Below are 21,608 nucleotides of genomic sequence, written 5' to 3'. Positions count from 1 at the left end.
ACATCAATAAATTCATATTTGACAGGCCAATAAACAATATTAAAAATCAAACAATTTAATTACACCCAACGGGTTAAAAGAGTATTATTTATCTCTTCACTATTTTATGAATAGAACTGCCTTCATCGGTTGTTAATTTCAATAAATACAGCCCATTGGCCAACGCACTGATATTTAAAACCACATTTTCTGAATTTTGAGTTGAACTTAAAACGGTACGGCCATTGGTGTCATACATCTCGGTTTGTAAAATCATGCTATTCGATTTTATGTTTAGTACCTCTTTGGCAGGATTAGGAAACACCGTAACCGCATGGGGAGTTATTTGAGGGTTGCTTGTGGCCAGCGCACAGTTTGTGGAATAACTTGCCGTAGCATCTTTATACCATTGGTTTTCTGCATTTGCCGTTGTTACATTATCCACCTGAATGCACGATAATGGTGGGTTAAAATGACAAATCAATTCCCCTAAATTGGTCAATCCTCTTACATCCAAACTCGTTAATTGATTTTCATTACAAATCAAGCCCCATAATTTAGTCAATCCACTCACGTTTAAATTCGTTAATTGATTTTTTTGACAATCCAAAGCTCCTAAAGACGTCAACCCACTCACGTCCAAACTCGTTAATTCATTATAGCGACAATCAATAGTTGTTAAAGCCGTCAACCCATTCACGTTTAAATTCGTTAAGAGATTATTATTACAATACAATAGCTGTAAATTAGTCAATCCGCTAACGTTTAAACTCGCTAATTGATTTTTTTGACAATCCAAATAGGTTAAAGCTTGCAATCCACCCACGTTTAAACTCACTAATGGATTATCATAACAATCCAATTCTTTTAAAATCGTCAACCCACTCACGTTTAAACTCGTTAATTGATTACTATTACAAAATAAAGTTCTTAAATCCGTCAACCCACTCAAGTCTAAACTCACTAATTGATTAAACTCGCAATATAAATTTGTTAAAGCAACAAAATCTTGAATTCCTGTTAAGTAGGCAATAGAACTTCCGCTAACATCCAAATCAGTCAAACCGCTAATATTTGCCGTTAAAACTTTATGGTCTATTACGCCACTGTCTATACCTTGGTCTATTAATGCTTGCTCAAAATTTACATCTGGGATAGAGGTGTATTTTGCCTTGGCACTATAAATACCAATAATAAATAAAAGAAGTAAGAAGTGTAATTTTGTTTTCATCGGTTGATATTTATTGTTTTTAACAGTCAAAGGTAAACATAAAATTTTAACATTTCCCCTTGACAAACTGCGTAAAAAAATACGACGAATCGCTTTTTTTATGAAATTCCAAAAAATCATTTCCTCACTATTTTATTCTATTTTTGTAAAATGAAAAGCAATCTTCTAAACACCATCTTTACGCCAACTGATTTGCGCCAGCTTGACGAAGCCCAACTTCCTCAAGTGGCTCAGGAATTGCGGGATTTTATTATAGATGTGGTTTCTGTAAAAGAGGGGCATTTGGGTGCCAGTTTGGGCGTGATAGAATTGACCATTGCCTTGCATTATGTGTTTAACACTCCCGAAGACTTGTTGGTTTGGGATGTGGGTCATCAAGCCTATGGGCATAAAATATTGACGGGAAGACGGGAAAATTTCCATACCAACAGGCAACTCAACGGGATTTCCGGTTTCCCAAAAAGAAGCGAAAGCATTTACGATGCCTTTGGCGTGGGGCATTCCTCGACTTCCATTTCTGCGGCTTTAGGAATGGCCATTGCTTCCAATTTAAAAGGCGATATAGAAAAGCAACATATTGCCGTGATTGGTGATGCATCTATTGCATCAGGAATAGCTTTTGAAGGATTGAATCATGCCGGAGTTACTGATGCCAATTTGCTGGTGATTTTAAATGACAATGCCATTGGGATTGATCCGAGTGTGGGTGCGCTGAAAAACTACTTCACTGCCGTGAAAGACGGAAAAAACCCAAGGCGGAACAACATCATTAAATCCCTAAATTTTGATTATTCTGGACCCATTGACGGTCATGATATTTTTGCCGTCATCAAAGAACTGAAACGGTTGCAAAAAATAAAAGGACCCAAGTTTCTCCACGTCATCACGACCAAAGGAAAAGGATTGCAGCAAGCGGAAGAAAATCAGGTAAAATACCACGCTCCCGGGAAATTTGACAAGAGCACCGGAGAAATTCATTTGAAATCGGACGAAAACCTGCCGCCCAAATATCAGGATGTTTTTGGTCTGACCGTATTGGATTTGGCTAGAAAAAATCAAAAAATTATCGGAATCACGCCGGCCATGCCTTCGGGAAGTTCCCTGAAATTCATGATGGACGAATTTCCAAAACGCGCTTTTGATGTGGGAATTGCCGAGCAGCATGCCGTGACATTGGCAGCGGGAATGGCGACCCAAGGCATGGTGGTTTTCTGTAATATTTATTCCACCTTTTTGCAACGGGCTTATGACCAGGTGATTCATGATGTGGCGTTGCAGAATTTGCCCGTCATTTTTTGTCTCGACAGGGCGGGATTGGTTGGCGAAGATGGCGCAACGCATCATGGCGTTTTTGATTTGGCCTATTTGCGTTGCATCCCGAACATGATTGTTTTTTCTCCGATGAACGAAATGGAGTTGCGGAACATTTTATACACGGCACAATTGGGATTGAATCATCCTATTGCCATTCGTTACCCTCGTGGTCGTGGCGTGCATGTCGATTGGCAAAAGCCCTATAAGAAAATAGAAATAGGAAAGGCAAAATGCCTTAAAGAAGGAACCCGAGTGGCGGTTTTGTCTAACGGAACTCTTGGGAATAATGTGGCTTTGGCTCTAGCCAAAATGAATCAACCAGAAACTATGGCGCATTATGATTTTGCCTTTGTAAAACCCTTAGACGAAGTTCTTTTACATGAAATTTTCAATGAATTTGAAACGATTATCACTATCGAAGATGGCGTGATTAAAGGCGGTTTTGGTTCGGCAATAATTGAATTTGCTTCTCAAAACAAGTATTATTCAGAACTAATAACTCTTGGGATTCCGGATGAATTTATAGAACACGGAACGGTTGAAGAACTGCAACAATATTGTAAAATTGACGTTAAAAGTCTAGAAACTCTATTTTCAAGGTATTGAAAACATTCGTTTTTGTCGTTTAAAACAAATTATTCTATGATGAAGTTAAAACCTTTTTTTATTGGTACTTTCTTGACTCTTATTTCAATGGCAACATCTGCGCAAGAGAATGGAACTATCAGGACTACTCTTCCAGACACCATTTCGTATTGGAAAAATAAAAATACCGTTGGGTTTGACTTGAGTGAAATTGCTTTTGTAAACTGGAATGCTGGAGGCGAAAGCTCTGTTTCGGGACTGCTAAAAGGAAATTTCAGTCGGGTTTACAATCGAGAAAATGTAAAATGGTTTAATGAATTGATTGTGCGGTACGGTGTTAACAAACAAAATGGCTCTGCTCTTCGAAAAACCGATGATGCCTTTCAGTTTAATTCCACTTTTGGGTATAGGGAAGACACGTTGTCGAATTGGTACCACTCCATAAAATTTAATTTTAATACCCAATTTACCAATGGTTATAATTATCCGAACACCAATTTGGCCATTTCCAAGCCTTTTGCTCCAGCCTACACTTTCTTCGGAATTGGAGCGGAATATGCCAATAAGGAAAAGCGTTTTAATTTTTACTGCTCGCCTTTAACTTTAAAAAACACCTTGGTTTTAGACCAACGATTGGCTAATCAAGGAGCTTTTGGAGTAAAAAAAGCCATTTATGACCCTACGGGAACTCTTATTTTAGAGGGTGAAAAAACCAAAACCGAATTGGGAATTCTTGTCACAAATCATTTTAAAAGGGAAATAGCAAAGAACATCAGTTTTGAAAACCGACTGAGTTTGTATTCCGATTATTTGAATCATTTCGGGAACATTGACGTGGACTGGCAAGCGCTATTTGACTTGGTTGTCAATGAATATGTAAAAGCCAATATCGGGTTTAATTTATTGTATGACGATGACATTAAAGCCAAAAAAGAAATTAATGGAAATCAAATTATTACCGGCCCAAAAATCCAGTTAAAACAAATGCTGGGTGTAGGATTGGTTTACAATTTCTAAAATCAAGATCTTTTGTTTCCGTTAATCGTTTCATATAATTCCAAAGCATTTCCATCTGTCAAAAGCGAAACATAATGGCAAATATGCAACAGTCTTTTATATAAATCGTCCTTGTTTTCTATGAATTTTTCAGGCAACATTTTCAGGATTAAATGGTCATAACTAGATGCTTTTCCGTCAAATTTATTGTTAAAAGCCGTTATAAATTTGTCCAATAACGTTTGGATAATCTGATAGCCAACCAATTCTTTTTCGATTACTTCACGGCTTTGATAGATTTTTTTAACGCTCAATTTGATGATATCATCCATTTGTGCTTTGTACTTGCTTTTATCGGTCAATGCAAAAGGAAATTTCCCTTGCAAAATGGCCTCTTCGTTTTCGACAAATACACGCACCGCATCATTAATAAGGCTTCCAATGGCTAAAGCACGCAAATAACTGATTCGATCCTCCTTGGTAATTAAGGTTTTGTATTTTGCGGTATCAATGCTGTCTTTTACCAATTTAATCAAATATTCTAAGGCAAAATCTTCTGAAACCAATCCCAAATTGATGCCGTCCTCAAAATCGATAATGGTATAACAAATATCATCGGCGGCTTCCACCAAATAAGCCAGTGGATGTCTTTCAAAACCTACATCATCGCCCGTTTTGTTGGCAATCATTCCCAATTCTGTAGCAACATCCTGAAAGAAAGCTTTATCCGATTGAAAGAAACCGTATTTTTTATCTGCAATATTTTTTGTTGGTTTTTTCGGCAAACTTTCCTTTGGATATTTCATAAAAGCACCAAGCGTGGCGTACGAAATTCGCAATCCGCCTTCAATTCCTGGACGACTTGCCGTTAGGACTGAAAATCCGTTGGCATTTCCTTCAAAATCGATTAAATCCTGCCATTGTTTTATATTCAGCTGCTCTTTGAATTGTTGCCCTTTTCCAATGGAAAAATACTCTCCAATGGCTTTTTCCCCCGAATGGCCAAAAGGCGGATTTCCGATATCATGTGCTAAGGATGCCGCGGCAACAATGGCTCCAAAATCGTTCATGTGAAAACCGTGAATTTCTTGTAAATGGGGGTATTTTTGGATGATTTTTTTTCCGACCAATCTTCCTATGGATCGTCCCACGACCGAAACCTCTAAACTGTGGGTCAATCGCGTATGTACAAAATCGGTTTTAGAAAGCGGAATGACTTGTGTTTTGTCCTGCAAACTCCTAAAAGCGGATGAAAATATGATTCGGTCATAATCGACTTCAAAGCCTAAACGGGTATCGTCTTGCTCTATTCTCAGTCTTTTGCTCGTGTCGCCTTGCCGTTTTAAGGATAATAGTTGTTCCCAGTTCATGGTTTAGTATTAGAAATTTTGATTAAGCGAATATAAAGAAAAAGGAAGGGTTTGAAATAAAAACAGCCATCAAAAATGACAGCTGTTAGTTTCTCTTATTCTTTGCCAATCTAATCAATGGAATCAGACAAATTTTTTTTCTCAATAAACCTGTGTTTTCGGACGACATAGGTGTGCGAAAAGGAATCATGCCATCCTCTGGATCGTTTTCCCAAGAATGTAAATGCTTCAAAAGGGATTAAGCGGCATAGCGTTCTTTGGATGATCGTTTTGGCATTTGGTTTAGAACCATTTCTCATCACAACAAGTGTTTTGGTGAAATATTTGGCAATGGTTCTGGAAAAATACAGTTCGGTAATACCGTAGTAAAAAATTAGTATCGACATCCCAAAAAGGAACTGTATCATCCTATCTGTAAATCCAACCCAGTTGTACAACCCATCATTATTCGTGATTTGGGCAATAATATTGAGAGTTGCCCAAATACTTAACCCAATGATATACTGAACGAACAAATCAATAGTTAGATTCAGAAAACGCTGCCCATTTGAAGCTAATAAATCATCCGTAACGGTAAATTTTTTATTTTCCATTTCTGAACGTTTTTATTTGATAAATTCATAGCTATCTCAAATATAGTGATTTATTTCCAAATTACAGGGTGTTTGTTGGTGTTGATTTGTGGTTTTTTTATTATTCTTTCACTATTTTATTCTTAACGCTTCCATTTGCCGTATTTACTTTTATAAAATAGAAACCATTTGTTAAGTCAGAAATATTAATAGATTTTTCAGACGAGTTTTGAGTTATAATACATCTACCGTTTAAGTCATAAATGGTGGTTGAAATAATGATTTCGTCAGTTTGAATATTTATGATAGAAGATGTTGGGTTTGGAGAAAATGATACATCTAATTTTGATGAATTATTAAAATCACTTATACCAAACGTTCCATCGCCACAACAAGAACTGCCTAAGTTGAATAATTCTGTGATTTCGGTAGTTGTGATTTCTCGGTTATGAATAAAAATATCATCTAAAATACCGGTGTAGTTTTTTCCAATAAATAAATCGCCCAAATCTAACGAAGTAACAATTGTACCGATACCACAATTGGCAACTCCTGTTTGTGTATTTTGTAATATGCCGTCTCGATATAATTTAATGGTTTCATTGATTTGGTTATATGTTGCCGTAAGATGATGCCAGGTTCCTGTATTTGTAACAACGTCACAACTTCCAGATCCATTTTGCCAAACAGAATTTTTCTTAGCAAAAACAGCATTTCTGCAATCGTATAAACTTAAAGACCATTGCCCGTTTTTATCAGGACAATATTGCCCATTATCTCTGTTTACTAAAGTTTCGAATGCCCCTACAGATCTTGACGTATTTAATGGCTTATACCAAAGGGATACAGAAAATTCAGTTAATCCGTTTAAAAAAGTTGTATTTGTTGTTGATAGAAATTCGTTTGAGGAAGATAAATTGTCAAATTCAAAAGCACAATTGGTATTTCCATTTCTATCAGTGGCAGGGTGTGCGGTTGATGCATTCGTTAAATCATGACTGTTGCCTGAATAATCGGTAATATTTCCTTCATTAAAAGGGTAGTAAGCTAAAAGACCGGTTGATAAATTGGTCGAAACAGCATAACACGTTGTGGTAGATACACATACAGATGTATTAATCAATACCGATACATTATTTGAGCCATTGTTTGAAGTAGCTAAATCAATTTTTCCATCGCCGTTAAAATCGTCCCCAATAACAAAAATTGGGTTTGTGCCAACAGTAAATGTTGTGGGTATGGAAAAATTTCCTGTACCATCTCCTTTTAAAACAGAGACGTTATTTGAATTCTGATTGGCTATAATTAAATCTGTTTTTAGATCACAATTTAAGTCTTTACAAATTACAGATTTTGGACCTGTTCCTACAGTATAATTTGTGGCTGTGCCAAAGTTTCCTGTGCCATCTCCTAATAAAATAGAGGATGTGTTTGCGCTAAAATTAGCGCTAGTTACATCTAAATGTCCATCTCCGTTAAAATCACCACTTGCAACAGAAATAGTCCCTGCATCACAATTAAAGTTTGTTGCAGTGCCAAAACTTCCCAAACCATTTCCAATTAAAATTGAAATTGTATTAGAGTTGAAATTTGCAGTAGCTAAATCTGTTTTTCCATCGGCATTAAAATCAGCTGCAATAATAGAATAACACCCAATATCTACAGGGAAATAGGTAGCCGCAGAAAAACTACCTGTACCATTACCTAATAAAACTCCAACATTATTGGTGTTATAATTGGCTGTGGCTAAATCGACATTTCCATCGTTGTTAAAATCACCAGTAATCATTGTTTGTGGATCTGAAGCTACAGGAAATGTTGTTGGAGTTCCAAAACTACCTGCTCCGTTTCCTAACAGTATGGAAATATAATTAGCGGCTCCATTTGTAACTCCAAGATCTATTTTTCCATCGTTGTTAAAATCAGCACTAACAACAGAATAATCATCTGATGGAGCAGCAAAATTGACGGAAGACGAAAAACTGCCTAATCCGTTTCCTGTTAAAACAGATATATTATTACCAAAATAATTCGCCGTTGCTAAATCTATTTTTCCATCGTTATTAAAATCGGCACTAGTGACTGAATAAGGAGTTCTAGCTGTACCAAAATTTGAAGCAGGTAAAAAAGTTATTTGTCCTATACTATTTAAACTAAATAGTAAAGCAGTAAGTGGAATATAAATTTTTCTCATAAAGTGCGATTTTTATTTTTTATTGTTTCACTATTTTATTCTTAACGCATCCATTTGCCGTATTCACTTCTATAAAATACAAACCATTAGTTAAGTCAGAAATATTAATAGACTTTGCATCTGATTTTTGTGTTTTAATACGTCTGCCGTTCAAGTCATAAATAGCGATTGAAATGACTTTCTCTTCTGTTTGGATGTTTAATATAGAGGAAGTTGGGTTTGGATAAAATGACAATACTTTATCTGAATTAGTTATTTCTTGGTTTGATAAAACGGTGCAATTTAAGAGTGTTGGTATGTTCAAATTAGTTAATGTGCAGTTCCCTAATTGTCCAAAAATATTACGACCCCATGTATATAAATTGCCATCAGATTTGAGGGCTGCGGAATGATTTGATGATTTAGCCGAGATTTCAGTCCAATTCATATCTGTACCTATTTGAACTGGTGTGTTTTGATTGGTATTTGTGCCGTCTCCTAATTCACCTACGGAGTTAAGTCCCCAAGCCCATAGGCTACCGTTGCTTTTTAGGGCTAGTCTATGAAAATTTCCTGCTGAAATTGAACTCCAATCTGTATCAGTTCCAACCTGAATTGGTGTGTTTCTATCTGTAGTAGTCCGGTATCCTAATTGATTGTATGCGTTATTGCCCCAAGCCCATAGAGTACCATCATTTTGTAATGCAATTGTATAAGATCTACTTGCTGAAACCGATTTCCATTGATTAAAGCCCCCTCCAGACAAAATGGGTACGTTTGAACTTATATTATTTCCATTTCCAAGTTGACCAAAATCATTTAAGCCCCAACCATATAGAGTCCCATCGGTTTTTATCGCTACCGTATGAGCGTCTCCTAATGAAATGGTTTTCCAATCATTACTTGAAGTTATTTGTACTGGTGCATTCTGATTGGTGTTTGTGCCATTTCCAATTTCGCCATCAGCATTATATCCCCACATCCACAAAGTTCCATTATTTTTAATGGCTGCGCTACTACCATACCTAGCCGATGCAAAGTTCCAATCGGTATCTGTACCTATTTGTACAGGAATATTGCTCTGTGTGGTTGAACCTATTCCTAATTGTCCATAGCTATTATCTCCCCAAGCCCACAACGTACCATTATTTTTAATAGCTATTGCGTGATAATCTCCAGAAGCAATAAATTCCCAATTTGCATCCGTACCTACTTGAACTGGCGTGTTGCTGTCGGTTGTGCTTCCAATACCCAAACTACCTAAACCATTGTTTCCCCAAGACCACAATGTTCCGTCGGTTTTTATGGCAGATGTATGATTATCGCCAACAGAAACTGATTTCCAAATACCAGCGTTTTTGACTTCTATTTTTACTGAAGTAAGATAAGGTAAGTAGTCGGTACATGGGTGAGGACCGTAAGCGCGATAGTTAAGGTTATATATTCCTACAGGGGTATTAGGCGCTACAGTTATAGTTCCATCAGGGTTCATAGTAAAATTTGGATCTGTAGTTGTAAGTGCAGCAGTAGCCCTTCCAATGGCTCCAACCCCAAAAATAGGAGAAGCCCCAAAACCAGTTACATAATCATTCGCCAATACGCTAATTGTTGTTCCACCAAGAACAGAATCAATAGGTGTTAGTGTGAAATCGTCGTCATATTTAAAAATGTCAGGATCAAAATAAACATATAATGTCTCTTCGTTTGAAATGTTCCCTAAGTTGTCTGAAAAAGTATATTTAATAGCACAGCTTTGGTAATCACCTATACCTCCAGACCATCTAACTACTCCATTTATGTCTGCTGTAAAGCTAATTCCATTTACAGTAATTGATGATTGGATACCTGAAATTGTTTGATCTAAATCTAATGAAGCATAATCAATTGTACCCGAGTTTACATAATCGTTTGCCAATGGATATGCCTCAACCAAACCTCCTGAATAACAACCAAATACCGAGTCAGCCATTGCTGTTTGTGTAATTCCTTTGAAAGAAATTAAGACTAAAAAAATAAAGAGTATAGTTTTTTTCATGTTTTTTTATTTGTTAGTTATGTCTGGTTATGAAAAATCGATATTTTTGGATTAAAAAAATAAAAGTATATTTTTATATAATAGCAAGCAAAAGTTTATTTCATTATTTTTATTCGTTGCATATACTTTTGAATGAATTACCTCTTTGGTTCGTTTCGTTTCACTCGGACGCATATATGGGAGTAAATAGGTATGTCAATTATACAGAGTTTGGGTCAGCAAATAAAACATCGTTTAGGTTTTAACAAAAAACCCTCGCATTTCTGCAAGGGTTGAGATTTACTTCGTCAGTTCGCTTTCGCTCGTGTCTCCTATCGTCGAAATGACAAATCGGATTAATATCTGTAATATTCTGGTTTGAATGGTCCTTCAACGGGAACACCAATATAATCTGCTTGGTCAACACGTAAAGTTTCCAATTCAACACCTAGTTTAGCCAAGTGCAACATGGCCACTTTTTCATCCAAATGTTTAGGTAACATGTACACGTCATTGTTGTATGCCGCGCTGTTTTTCCACAATTCGATTTGAGCCAAAGTTTGATTTGTAAATGAGTTGCTCATTACAAAACTTGGGTGACCTGTAGCGCAACCAAGGTTTACCAAACGACCTTCAGCAAGAATAAGAATATCTTTTCCAGCGATAGTATATTTATCAACTTGCGGTTTGATTTCAATTTTTGAAGCACCATGGGTTTTGTTCAACCAAGCCATGTCAATTTCGTTATCAAAATGTCCGATGTTACACACGATAGTTTTGTCTTTCATTTTTTCGAAATGAGAACCCAAAACGATATCTTTATTCCCGGTAGTCGTAATGATGATATCAGCAGTAGCAACAACAGTATCTAATTTTTTAACTTCAAAACCATCCATTGCCGCTTGTAAAGCACAAATTGGGTCAATTTCAGTTACTGTTACAATAGATCCAGCACCTCTAAAAGAAGCAGCAGTTCCTTTACCTACGTCCCCGTATCCACAAACAATTACTCTTTTTCCAGCCAACATAATGTCTGTTGCACGACGAACCGCATCTACAGCAGATTCTTTACAACCGTATTTGTTGTCAAATTTCGATTTAGTAACCGAGTCATTTACGTTGATAGCCGGCATTGGCAATGTTCCCGCTTTTACTCTTTCGTACAATCTGTGAACTCCAGTGGTAGTTTCTTCAGACAATCCTTTGATTCCAGCAACTAATTCCGGGAAACGGTCAATAACCATATTCGTTAAATCTCCACCATCATCAAGAATCATGTTCAATGGTTTTCTGTCTTCACCAAAGAATAAAGTTTGCTCAATACACCAGTCAAAATCTACTTCGTTCAAACCTTTCCAAGCATAAACCTGAATTCCTGCAGCAGCAATTGCAGCAGCAGCCTGATCTTGAGTAGAGAAAATGTTACAAGAACTCCAAGTCACTTCAGCACCAAGAGCGGTTAATGTTTCAATCAAAACCGCAGTCTGGATTGTCATGTGCAAACATCCTGCAATACGAGCGCCAGCAAGTGGTTGTTCGTTTTTGTATTCCGCACGAAGCGCCATTAAACCTGGCATTTCAGCTTCCGCCAATTCAATTTCTTTTCTTCCCCAAGCCGCTAGAGAAATGTCTTTTACTTTGAAAGCCACATAAGGCATAGTTGTAGTACTCATTTATAGTATATTTGTAATATGTAAAATTTTTGGCAAATTTACGGAATAACTTATATATTAAAAAAGCATTTCGTACTATTTATGAGTTGTTTAATATCCTAATCTTTTATAAATCAATAAAATAATTTGTTTTTTCAAGCTGTTTTAAGTTTCAGGAGCTGTTTCCCGCTGTACTCTTCAATCTTTTTTATCTCGCCGTGGCGAGCCAAAAAAGGATTTCCGTTGCCATCAGGGCTAGTAAAATTAGTAAAAACCTATGAATTCATAACCTAGAAGAAATGCCTTTATACCAAATCACAAACTTCAATGATTCGACGCAAATTCTCGTATGGAAAATAACGGAATCTTTAGAGGAATTGCAGGATGAAGTGCTCCTCAACGACATAAATGCCATTCGCTTAAATGGGATGAAATCCCAAATGCACCAGCGGGCATTTTTGAGCGTTCGAAAATTAATGCTTGAGGCAGGCTATTCTGACTTTGATTTGTATTATGATCAATTTGGGAAGCCATATTTAAAGGATGGCAAGCACATTTCAATCACGCATTCCCATGAGTTTTCGGCCATAATCATCAGCGATAAAATAGTGGGAATCGACATCGAGTTGCAAAGGGAAAAAATCGTTCTAATCGCCGATAAATTTGTAAATGAAAATGAATTGCACCGTTTAAAAAGCAAAGGAGTCCAAGACTACATCAAAAAACTAACCGTAAAATGGGGTGCTAAAGAATCGGTTTTCAAAATCAGAAACGAACAAGGCATTAGTTTTAAAAATCATATTTGGGTTTACCCATTCGAAATCAATGAAAAAAAAGCAACTGCCTTACTTCAAATGGAAAGTGTAAAAAAACAATTTTCAATACATTTTGAAGAAATCGAAAATTTCACTTTAGTATATGCCTTCGAAAAAAATTAATATGCCGTCCATTTACTCTCAAATTTTAAAAGCAAAAGCCGAAAATCGGAAATTACTTGCCATACTCCTAGATCCTGACAAAATTGTTTTAGAACAGATGGACGCAATAATCTCTAAAATCAATCAATCGCCGGCCACCCATATTTTTGTTGGGGGAAGCCTCGTAGAGAACAACAATATGGATGGATTAATTTTAAGGATGAAACAAAATTGCCCTTTACCCCTTGTCCTTTTTCCCGGAAATCCATCACAAATTTCCAGTCTTGCTGATGGAATTTTGTTCCTCTCCTTGATTTCAGGACGGAATCCCGATTATTTAATAGAGCATCAGGTAAATGCGGTCCCATTTTTAAAACAGACCAATCTAGAAATCATTTCAACCGGCTATATTCTCATCGAAAGCGGAACGGAAACGGCTGTAGAACGGGTGAGTAAAACCAAACCCTTATCCAGAAATAACGCAACCTATATTCTCCAAACGGCACAAGCAGGCGAAATGTTGGGCAATAAGTTGATCTACCTCGAAGCGGGAAGCGGTGCAAAACAGGCAGTTCCGTTAGAAACAATCCGATTGGTCGCTAAAAACATCCGGATTCCATTGCTTGTAGGTGGCGGAATCATGGACTCTCGAGAAATTCAAAAAGCATACGATGCTGGAGCTGATTTGGTGGTCATTGGTACTGCTTTCGAAAAAGACATTAATTTTTTCAAATCTTAAACTATATGATAGAATTTCTTTTTTCCCAATATAGAGACCATCCCACATTAGACATTATTCTGGAAATTGTTGCTGTCATTTTCGGATTATGGAGTGTTTGGTGCGCCAAGTCCGATAATATATGGGTGTTTCCAACAGGTATTGTAAGCACCCTAATCTATGTTTATCTTCTTTGGGAATGGTCTTTATTAGGAGATATGATGATAAATGGCTATTATTTTATCATGAGTATTTATGGATGGTACCATTGGACACGAAAAAAAGGAGATACAGCCGAATATCCGATTTCAATAATTTCTAGGCAAGAAAAACTAATTTCAGTCATTATTTTCACAATAACAATAATTTTTGTTATTATTGTGTATCTTTTCTTTGGCAAATTTACAACATGGTCTGCCTTTGTAGATACATTCATTACGGGAATTTTCTTTGTAGGAATGTGGCTCATGGCCAAAAGAAAAATTGAAAACTGGATATTTTGGATTATAGGGGACGTGATTTCCATTCCATTATATTTTGTAAAAGGGTTTACCTTTACAGGTTTTCAATACATAATATTCACAATAATTGCCTTTTATGGCTATATAGAATGGAAGAAAATCTTAAACAACAACAGACAGGAATACTGAAAATAGCATTGTTTGGCCCCGAAAGTACGGGTAAAACTACATTGGCTAAACAATTGGCGACCTATTTTGATACTGTTTGGACCCCTGAATATGCACGGGAGTATTTGCAAAAGAAACTAGAGGAAACCGGACAAATTTGTGAACCAGAAGACTTATTGCCTATTGCTATTGGCCAAACAAGATTAGAAAACGATACCTTGCTTACGGCAAATAAATATCTTTTTTGCGACACTTGTCTTTTAGTTACTAAAGTTTTTTCGGAAATCAATTATAATTTTTGTGACCCCATTCTTGACAAGGCTGCCCGAAAACACAAATACGATTTATTCTTTTTGACCGATGTGGATATGCCCTGGGAAAAGGACGATTTGCGCGACGGTCCCGAGAATAGGAAATCCCATTTTAATGCATTCAAAAATATTTTAATAGAAAACAACAAGCCTTTTATCACGCTTTCGGGCGATGCTAATTCTAGATTGGAGAAAGCTAAAGTCATCATTAGAGATTTGGAAAGAGCCCGAGAAATGGGTTTTACATCTTTTGATTTTGTGCAAATCTATGACAGAGGAATTTCTTTAGATACCATTAAAGATCATTTAACCATTTTTAATTTTGGAACTTCAAAGGCTATTTTGGTGAAACCCGCCACAAAAAATGATGGCATCATAAAATTATCGGAGAATCAATTTCAAGAATATTCCAATTATTTTGACCAAAAAAAGGATACTTTAAAGCTTGAAAAATTTGTTCCAGCTTCAGGTGCGGCCAGTAGAATGTTTAAGTTTTTGAATGAATTTTTGAATGAGTTTGACCTTGAAAACGAAACCATAAATGCCTACATCAACAGGAAAAAGGCCAATGAGCTAACCGTATTTTTAACAGGACTTAAAAACTTTCCTTTTTATGAAAGTGTTTACAACAAGTTAAAAGAAATCAATTTGGATTATAGTTCATGGGTAAGGGATAAAAAAAATTATCATTTCATAGAATTGCTTTTAAGCAAGGACTATTTTAATTTTGCCAATAAACCTAAAGGAATTCTTCCGTTTCATCAGTATCCATCACACATGGTAACCCCTGTAGAGGAGCATTTGAATGAAGGGGCTCACTATGCCAATGCCAGCGGTATTTCCAATTTGCATTTTACGATTTCAGAAACTCATCAAGAACAATTTGAAAAAATAATTGAAAACGAAAAAAGTAAAGTTGAAATTCAGAACAATACCAAAATCAAGGTTAATTTTTCTTTTCAAAATAGTGCTACCGATACAATTGCGGTCGATTTAGAGAATATTCCGTTTAGAAGCGAGCTTGGCAAACTGGTTTTCCGCCCCGGAGGACATGGTGCTTTAATTGATAATTTGAATAACCTCGATGCCGATATTGTTTTTATTAAAAATATTGACAATGTGATTCAGAACAATATTGAAAGCATCACCTTATATAAAAAAGCATTGGCTGGAATCCTTGTTGAAATGCAGGAACAAATTTTCAAAATTTTATATCAAATCGAAGAAAATCAAATTCAAGAAAAAGACATCGAAAACGTCATTTCATTTATTCAACAGAAATTGAATACTGAAATTATTGAAGATTTTTATAAATATACTTGTGAATACAAAATCAGTTATATCAAAGAGATTCTAAACAGACCTATTCGTGTTTGCGGAATGGTAAAGAATGAAGGGGAAGCCGGTGGCGGACCGTTTTGGGTTCGGGACATTAAGGGGCGCGTGTCGTTACAAATCATAGAAACGGCTCAAATTGACTTGCTAAATAAAAGACAGGCACAAATATTGTCCAATTCAACCCATTTTAACCCTGTTGATTTGGTTTGCGGCATTAGGGATTTTAAAGGGGACAAGTTTGATTTGTACCAGTTTATTGATCACAACAGCGGATTTATTGTCGAGAAAAATAAAAACGGCAGGGAATTAAAAGCCTATGAGTTGCCCGGTTTATGGAATGGAGCAATGGCAAAATGGATCACGCTCTTTGTTGAGGTGCCCATAATGACGTTCAATCCTGTAAAAACGGTAAATGACTTGCTAAAAACGGCACATCAAGCCCAGTAATTTTGGAAAAGGAAAAAATCATTGCGGAATTGCATTTCAAAGCCGTTCGGAGTTCGGGCGCTGGTGGACAAAACGTGAACAAAGTTTCTTCTAAAGTGGTTTTGACTTTCGATTTGAATACCTCTCAAGCGTTGTCTGAAGTTGAAAAACAACAATTGGAAATCAAATTAGCCACAAGACTAACCAGTGATAACCTCCTAATTTTGAATTGCGATGAAGACCGAAGTCAACTTAAAAATAAACAAATTGTTACCAAACGGTTTTTAGATTTAATCGCTTCAAGTCTTGTGGTTCCTAAAATAAGGAAGGCGACAAAAATCCCAAAATCGGTCATCAAGAAGCGCATAAAGGACAAGAAAAATTTGTCCATAGTCAAGCAAAATCGCAGGAAGCCTAATGTGGACTAGATAAATTCCACCCTTTATTAAAGCCAGCCTTGGACTTTCGTTAAGACAGCATCAACTAACAACTGCTGTTTTTTTGGTTTCAGGCCGACAATAAATTAGGATTGTATTTGATTTGTAAGAACTTAGCCAAAGAAAATAAATATTTATTTAAGATGACCTCACTGAAATTAGTGATATTTCATTTATTTAAAGCGAGCTTAAAAAGGATCGAATAGGTTTTGGATATACTAAAAAACGGAATTTTGGAATTTCTTTTTTGATTTATGGGATTTTTAGGTTTACATTTGCCTCGTCTCAAAGGGGTGCTCTAAATAACGAGCTGAGATTATACCCAAAGAACCTGGGCGGGTAATGCTGCCAAGGGAAAAAATGACAAAAACTAGAGTGCACGCTACCTTTTTGTCATAGGAAACAATCATTTATTAATTTAACAAAAGAATAATTCCCCCTTTTATTCGTAATACTATTTACGGATGAATACAATTTTTTTTAGCCACAATGGCACAAAGACTCAGAATTTTAAATTTCCAGTTCTATTTTCTATTATCTTTTCTCTATTATCTTTTTCTGTTTTTTCTCAAGTAAAAGACACCATCAAAGTCAATGCACTTGACGAGGTGTTGGTTTCAGCCGTTCGGGTCACTACAAAAACGCCGGTCAGTTTCAGTAATTTGGATAAACAAGAAATTGCCAACCGAAATTTAGGCCAGGACATTCCTATTTTAATGAATTACATGCCGTCGGTTGTCACCACTTCCGATGCTGGAAACGGTTTTGGTTATACCAGCATTCGGGTTCGAGGGAGTGATGCTGCCCGTGTTAACGTCACGATTAACGGAATTCCATACAACGATTCAGAAAGTCAAGGGACGTATTTTGTAGATTTACCAGATCTTGCGTCCTCGTTACAAAGCATTCAATTGCAACGTGGCGTGGGAACTTCTACCAATGGCAGCGGGGCTTTTGGAGCAAGTTTGAACCTGCTGACCGATAATTTTTCTAAGGAAAGTAGAGGCGAAATTGCAAACTCTTTTGGAAGTTTCAATTCCAGAAAACATACCATAAAATTCAGCACGGGTTTAATGAACGACCATTTTGAATTGGCCGGACGATTGTCTGATATGCATTCGGATGGCTATGTAGACCGAGCCGCATCAAATTTAAAATCGTATTTCCTACAGGGTACTTATGTTGGGAAAACCACTTTGATTAAGGCTTTGGTTTTTGGCGGGACAGAAAAAACGTATCAGGCTTGGTATGGTGTTGACGCTACAACATTAAATCAAGACCGGACTTTTAATGCTGCTGGAATGTACACAGATGCCAATGGCAAAATCCAGTTTTACAACAATCAAACTGACAATTACCAGCAAGACCATTACCAGTTGCATTGGAATGAAAAGATTTCAAAAAGCTGGAATACCAATTTGGCTTTTCATTACACAAAAGGCAAGGGGTATTATGAAGAATTTCAAGAAAATCAAGCCTTTTCAGACTATGGATTGACACAAATAACCTTTGGGGCAACCACCATTGACCACTCTAATTTGATCACTCGAAAATGGTTGGACAATGATTTTTATGGCACTACCTTTTCTGTAAATTACAAGAAAGATAGAGTAGATTTCGTTTTTGGAGGTTCTGCCAATAAATACAATGGCAAACATTTTGGACAAATTATATGGGCACAATTTGCTTCAAACAGTCAAAATTCAGATCATTATTATGACAATTACGGGAATAAATTAGATCTTAATTTCTTCTCGAAAATTAATTACCAGTTAACCGAAAAATTCAGTATTTATGGTGATTTGCAATACCGAACAGTAAATTATAAAGCAGATGGAGTTCAATCGGATTTGGTTAATGATACTTTCCGATTTTTTAATCCTAAAGCAGGATTGACCTATTTATTGAATCAGAATCAGAATCTATATTTCTCTTATGCTCGTGCGAATAGAGAACCTAACAGAACCGATTATGAAAACGGATCTCCAAGACCCGAAAAATTAAATGATTTTGAACTGGGTTGGCGTTTTGCTACTTCAAAAACACAACTAAACATCAACGGATATTATATGTTATATAAAGATCAATTGGTGTTGACTGGCGCTTTGGACAATGTTGGGAACCCCATACGAACCAATATTGGAGAAAGCTACCGATTAGGTGTTGAGGTGGATGCCAATTTTCAGGTATCAGAAAAATGGAGCATTAGGCCTAATATCACTTTAAGCGAAAATAAAAACAAGGATTTTGTAGTTGATAACGGAGCAGGTCTAGAAAATTTAGGGAAAACGAATATCGCTTTTTCTCCAAAAATAGTAGCTGGAAACAGCTTAAACTATTCGTTATCTAAAGAATTGAAGTTGTCCTTTTTATCAAAATTTGTGGGTGAACAATTTTTATCCAATATTGATGACCAAAACTCAAGATTGAAAGATTATTTCATTCAAGATTTTCATGCGCTATATGAAATTAAAACTAATAAAGTATTCAAATCGATTGGTTTTTCGGTTCTAGCCAACAATCTTTTTAACGTAAAATATGTTTCTAACGGAGCAGATTATGGCGGTGGCTATGTATATTATTTCCCGCAAGCAGGTGCCAATTTTTTAGCCGGAATGACTTTGAAGTTTTAGAATTTGAATTGGTTAAGTTGCTAAAGATCCTGATGGTTTTACTGTCAGGATTTTTATTTTAATTGTAAACTCGAATCGAATTGTTTCCTAAAATCTCAATTCGGTATGGAATCAAGGTATATTGGGCAGTGCCAATCCCTGTAAACAAGCTATATTCCAGCGCGTCACAACTGCATTTTGCATTTACGCCATTAACTGATAATTTAGAACAGGAACTTGGGTATTGATTCGGACAATTGGCATTCCAAGCCCGGTAATCCGTGTCAGAAATTTTCATGACAATCATACTAATTCCCGATGGTTCAGTTAAAGTTACCGGAACAATTGGAAGCGTTAAAGAAGGGTTAAGATTTAAGTTTATCACATATGAAAAACTATAGCTAGGGATATATGGGTTGTTATTCCTAACGGTATCTTTCGTGCATCCCATAAGCAAGGCCATAATGAGTGATAGCAGTAAAAATTTATTCATTTTAAATAAAAGTAAAAGTATGAGGCAAACAAATTTAATTTATTTAACTTTGGAATGGTTATGATTAACATATAATTATAGACTAAAACAAAAAAATACTATCTTTGTGGTAACAAATCCCATCCCGATGGGATTTTTTCTATTTATAACAATCAGGAAATTATGAGTGCAGTATCGTATTACACAGCAGAAGGATTAAAAAAATTAAGAGAAGAATTAGATTACTTAAAAAGTGTGATGCGTCCCAAGGCATCGCAGGATATAGCAGAGGCAAGGGACAAAGGCGACTTGTCTGAAAATGCAGAATATGATGCGGCTAAAGAAGCGCAAGGAATGTTAGAGATGAGAATTGCTAAACTGGAAGAGGTACATTCTAACGCTAGATTGATTGATGAATCCCAATTGGATGTTTCCAAAGCATTGGTGTTGTCTAATGTCAAAATTAAAAATCAAGCCAACGGAATGGAAATGAAATATACGCTGGTTGCCGAAAGTGAAGCCGATTTAAAATCAGGAAAAATCTCTGTCACGTCTCCAATTGGCAAGGGCTTGCTAGGTAAGTCCGTGGGCAACGTTGCCGAAATTTCAGTTCCAAACGGAGTGTTGAAATTTGAAATTTTAGAAATATCCAGAGACTAACATTAGAGTCATTGTTTCTGTTCACCTGAAGTCTAAAATATAAAACCAAATTATCGTGTCAAGTATATTCACTAAAATCATAAATGGAGAAATCCCGTGTTATAAAATCGCTGAAGATGAGAATTATTTGGCTTTTTTAGACGTAAATCCTAACGCTAAAGGGCATACATTATGTGTCCCGAAGATAGAAATTGACAAGATCTTTGATTTGGATGATAATTCGTACATGGGACTCCTATTGTTTGCTAAAAAAGTGGCAACTGCATTAGAAAAAGCCGTTCCTTGCAAAAGAATCGGTATGGCTGTCATAGGATTGGAAGTCCCCCACACCCATGTGCATTTGATTCCGCTAAGCGAAATGGATGAAATGCGTTTTCAGAAGAAAGTAAAATTGGAAAAAGAGGAATTTGAAGCTTTGACAAAAAGTATTCAAGAATACTTGTAATTAGAATTTAAAATCCCGACAACAATCGGGATTTTTGCTTTTTATAATTTTAATTTTTGAGTTATACACTTAATTTGTTTCCAGAAAAAAATCCAATTGAATCGCTATTCGATACTAAAAATATTCTCTTTTTTCCAAAATGGAATTCTAAAATTGTTTGCATAAGATAATGAATGTTAAAGTAAATTATCTGGCATACCGTAAATACTCAAATTGAATTCCTATTTTTGCTTTATGGAAAACATTTTTAGCGACGAATACTTCATGAAGAAAGCCTTGCAAGAGGCAGAAATGGCTTTTGACAAAGGGGAGATTCCTGTTGGAGCCATCATCGTTGTCGAAAATACAGTCATTGCTAGAAGTCATAATCTCACGGAATTACTTCGTGATGTCACCGCCCATGCCGAAATGCAAGCCATAACGGCTGCCGCCAATTTTCTGGGCGGAAAATACTTAATAGGTTGCACACTTTATGTCACCATCGAACCTTGCCAAATGTGTGCCGGTGCTTTGTATTGGAGCCAAATTTCAAAAATTGTTTATGGTGCCAGCGATGACAATCGGGGTTTTGAGAAAATGGGAACGCAGTTGCATCCAAGAACTACCGTTGTTCGTGGAGTTTTGGCCAATGAAGCTTCCGAATTGATGAAGCGATTTTTTGCCGAGAGAAGGAAATGATTTTAAAAAACTAAAACCGATTCCCTTGAAATTGGCTATTTATTTACCAGACTTAATCTTTTAAGATAGTCGGATTGAT

Annotated in this window: 18 protein-coding genes; 11 read left to right on the top strand and 7 right to left on the bottom strand. The window is 36.2% G+C overall.

What is annotated here, in order from left to right; genetic code table 11:
- Window positions 1-88: 88 nt before the first annotated feature.
- Window positions 89-1,210, bottom strand: a complete 1,122-nt coding sequence (locus DB895_RS10820; RefSeq protein WP_166426965.1) for a T9SS type A sorting domain-containing protein — start codon at window positions 1,208-1,210, stop codon at window positions 89-91.
- Between the two features lie 150 nt (window positions 1,211-1,360).
- Here DB895_RS10820 and DB895_RS10815 point away from each other — a divergent pair, with 150 nt between their 5' ends.
- A complete protein-coding gene (locus tag DB895_RS10815) occupies window positions 1,361-3,130 on the top strand; it encodes a 1-deoxy-D-xylulose-5-phosphate synthase (protein WP_116725379.1) in 1,770 nt (589 codons plus the stop codon).
- Window positions 3,131-3,169: 39 nt separating this feature from the next.
- A complete protein-coding gene (locus tag DB895_RS10810; RefSeq protein WP_116725386.1) occupies window positions 3,170-4,126 on the top strand; it encodes a DUF3078 domain-containing protein in 957 nt (318 codons plus the stop codon).
- A gap of 2 nt (window positions 4,127-4,128) precedes the next feature.
- On the opposite strand, the gene DB895_RS10805 is transcribed toward DB895_RS10810, so the two are convergent.
- The 5 genes from DB895_RS10805 to ahcY all read right to left on the bottom strand — a co-directional run bounded on the left by DB895_RS10805 (window position 4,129) and on the right by ahcY (window position 11,907).
- A complete protein-coding gene (locus DB895_RS10805; protein WP_116725378.1) occupies window positions 4,129-5,475 on the bottom strand; it encodes a deoxyguanosinetriphosphate triphosphohydrolase in 1,347 nt (448 codons plus the stop codon).
- Window positions 5,476-5,585: 110 nt separating this feature from the next.
- Entirely contained in the window at window positions 5,586-6,068 is a 483-nt protein-coding gene (locus DB895_RS10800; RefSeq protein ID WP_116725377.1) for an RDD family protein, read from the bottom strand.
- Window positions 6,069-6,168: 100 nt separating this feature from the next.
- Window positions 6,169-8,241: an FG-GAP-like repeat-containing protein gene (locus DB895_RS10795; RefSeq protein ID WP_116725376.1), complete on the bottom strand. Its 2,073-nt coding sequence runs from the start codon at window positions 8,239-8,241 to the stop codon at window positions 6,169-6,171.
- Window positions 8,242-8,260: 19 nt separating this feature from the next.
- Window positions 8,261-10,255 (bottom strand): T9SS type A sorting domain-containing protein, encoded by a 1,995-nt coding sequence (locus DB895_RS10790; RefSeq protein ID WP_116725375.1) that lies wholly within the window; start codon window positions 10,253-10,255, stop codon window positions 8,261-8,263.
- Between the two features lie 335 nt (window positions 10,256-10,590).
- Window positions 10,591-11,907 (bottom strand): adenosylhomocysteinase, encoded by a 1,317-nt coding sequence (ahcY, locus tag DB895_RS10785; protein WP_116725374.1) that lies wholly within the window; start codon window positions 11,905-11,907, stop codon window positions 10,591-10,593.
- A gap of 278 nt (window positions 11,908-12,185) precedes the next feature.
- Between ahcY and DB895_RS10780 the strand changes: the two genes are divergently transcribed.
- The 6 genes from DB895_RS10780 (at window position 12,186) to DB895_RS10755 (ending at window position 19,295) form a co-directional block, all read left to right on the top strand.
- On the top strand, window positions 12,186-12,824 hold the full coding sequence (locus DB895_RS10780; RefSeq protein ID WP_116725373.1) for a 4'-phosphopantetheinyl transferase family protein: 639 nt from the start codon (window positions 12,186-12,188) through the stop codon (window positions 12,822-12,824).
- Between the two features lies 1 nt (window position 12,825).
- The gene (locus DB895_RS10775; RefSeq protein WP_116725385.1) at window positions 12,826-13,542 is read left to right on the top strand and encodes a geranylgeranylglyceryl/heptaprenylglyceryl phosphate synthase; all 717 of its coding nucleotides are present in this window, start codon (window positions 12,826-12,828) and stop codon (window positions 13,540-13,542) included.
- Between the two features lie 5 nt (window positions 13,543-13,547).
- Window positions 13,548-14,171 carry a nicotinamide riboside transporter PnuC gene (pnuC, locus tag DB895_RS10770; RefSeq protein WP_116725372.1) on the top strand — a complete coding sequence of 208 codons (624 nt, stop codon included), beginning with the start codon at window positions 13,548-13,550 and terminating at the stop codon, window positions 14,169-14,171.
- On the top strand, window positions 14,132-16,246 hold the full coding sequence (locus DB895_RS10765) for a DUF4301 family protein (RefSeq protein WP_116725371.1): 2,115 nt from the start codon (window positions 14,132-14,134) through the stop codon (window positions 16,244-16,246). The genes pnuC and DB895_RS10765 overlap by 40 nt, the downstream gene beginning before the upstream one ends.
- A 2-nt stretch (window positions 16,247-16,248) precedes the next feature.
- Window positions 16,249-16,653, top strand: a complete 405-nt coding sequence (gene arfB / locus DB895_RS10760; RefSeq protein ID WP_116725370.1) for an alternative ribosome rescue aminoacyl-tRNA hydrolase ArfB — start codon at window positions 16,249-16,251, stop codon at window positions 16,651-16,653.
- Window positions 16,654-17,126: 473 nt separating this feature from the next.
- Window positions 17,127-19,295 carry a TonB-dependent receptor gene (locus tag DB895_RS10755; protein WP_116725369.1) on the top strand — a complete coding sequence of 723 codons (2,169 nt, stop codon included), beginning with the start codon at window positions 17,127-17,129 and terminating at the stop codon, window positions 19,293-19,295.
- A 58-nt stretch (window positions 19,296-19,353) separates the two neighbouring features.
- Here the strand turns inward: DB895_RS10755 and DB895_RS10750 are convergent, their stop codons facing one another.
- A complete protein-coding gene (locus DB895_RS10750; RefSeq protein ID WP_116725368.1) occupies window positions 19,354-19,767 on the bottom strand; it encodes a hypothetical protein in 414 nt (137 codons plus the stop codon).
- Window positions 19,768-19,929: 162 nt separating this feature from the next.
- On the opposite strand from DB895_RS10750, the gene greA reads away from it, so the two are divergent.
- The 3 genes from greA to DB895_RS10735 all read left to right on the top strand — a co-directional run bounded on the left by greA (window position 19,930) and on the right by DB895_RS10735 (window position 21,529).
- Entirely contained in the window at window positions 19,930-20,406 is a 477-nt protein-coding gene (gene greA, locus DB895_RS10745; RefSeq protein ID WP_116725367.1) for a transcription elongation factor GreA, read from the top strand.
- 55 nt (window positions 20,407-20,461) lie between these two features.
- Window positions 20,462-20,851 carry an HIT family protein gene (locus DB895_RS10740; protein WP_116725366.1) on the top strand — a complete coding sequence of 130 codons (390 nt, stop codon included), beginning with the start codon at window positions 20,462-20,464 and terminating at the stop codon, window positions 20,849-20,851.
- A 234-nt stretch (window positions 20,852-21,085) separates the two neighbouring features.
- Window positions 21,086-21,529, top strand: coding sequence for a nucleoside deaminase (locus DB895_RS10735; RefSeq protein WP_116725365.1), 444 nt, complete (start codon window positions 21,086-21,088; stop codon window positions 21,527-21,529).
- Window positions 21,530-21,608: the final 79 nt, after the last annotated feature.

Origin of the sequence: Flavobacterium psychrotolerans (assembly GCF_003097635.1) — a bacterium.
GTDB classification, from domain to species: Bacteria; Bacteroidota; Bacteroidia; order Flavobacteriales; family Flavobacteriaceae; genus Flavobacterium; species Flavobacterium psychrotolerans.
This window is presented reverse-complemented; position numbering and strand designations above follow the sequence as displayed.

Bases quoted from the DNA above. Each gene is read 5' to 3' on its own strand.
- DB895_RS10820 (WP_166426965.1), bottom strand. From the start codon at position 1,210: ATGAAAACAAAATTACACTTCTTACTTCTTTTATTTATTATTGGTATT.
- DB895_RS10815 (WP_116725379.1), top strand. From the start codon at position 1,361: ATGAAAAGCAATCTTCTAAACACCATCTTTACGCCAACTGATTTGCGC.
- DB895_RS10810 (WP_116725386.1), top strand. From the start codon at position 3,170: ATGAAGTTAAAACCTTTTTTTATTGGTACTTTCTTGACTCTTATTTCA.
- DB895_RS10805 (WP_116725378.1), bottom strand. From the start codon at position 5,475: ATGAACTGGGAACAACTATTATCCTTAAAACGGCAAGGCGACACGAGC.
- DB895_RS10800 (WP_116725377.1), bottom strand. From the start codon at position 6,068: ATGGAAAATAAAAAATTTACCGTTACGGATGATTTATTAGCTTCAAAT.
- DB895_RS10795 (WP_116725376.1), bottom strand. From the start codon at position 8,241: ATGAGAAAAATTTATATTCCACTTACTGCTTTACTATTTAGTTTAAAT.
- DB895_RS10790 (WP_116725375.1), bottom strand. From the start codon at position 10,255: ATGAAAAAAACTATACTCTTTATTTTTTTAGTCTTAATTTCTTTCAAA.
- ahcY (WP_116725374.1), bottom strand. From the start codon at position 11,907: ATGAGTACTACAACTATGCCTTATGTGGCTTTCAAAGTAAAAGACATT.
- DB895_RS10780 (WP_116725373.1), top strand. From the start codon at position 12,186: ATGCCTTTATACCAAATCACAAACTTCAATGATTCGACGCAAATTCTC.
- DB895_RS10775 (WP_116725385.1), top strand. From the start codon at position 12,826: ATGCCGTCCATTTACTCTCAAATTTTAAAAGCAAAAGCCGAAAATCGG.
- pnuC (WP_116725372.1), top strand. From the start codon at position 13,548: ATGATAGAATTTCTTTTTTCCCAATATAGAGACCATCCCACATTAGAC.
- DB895_RS10765 (WP_116725371.1), top strand. From the start codon at position 14,132: ATGGAAGAAAATCTTAAACAACAACAGACAGGAATACTGAAAATAGCA.
- DB895_RS10755 (WP_116725369.1), top strand. From the start codon at position 17,127: ATGAATACAATTTTTTTTAGCCACAATGGCACAAAGACTCAGAATTTT.
- DB895_RS10750 (WP_116725368.1), bottom strand. From the start codon at position 19,767: ATGAATAAATTTTTACTGCTATCACTCATTATGGCCTTGCTTATGGGA.
- greA (WP_116725367.1), top strand. From the start codon at position 19,930: ATGAGTGCAGTATCGTATTACACAGCAGAAGGATTAAAAAAATTAAGA.
- DB895_RS10735 (WP_116725365.1), top strand. From the start codon at position 21,086: ATGGAAAACATTTTTAGCGACGAATACTTCATGAAGAAAGCCTTGCAA.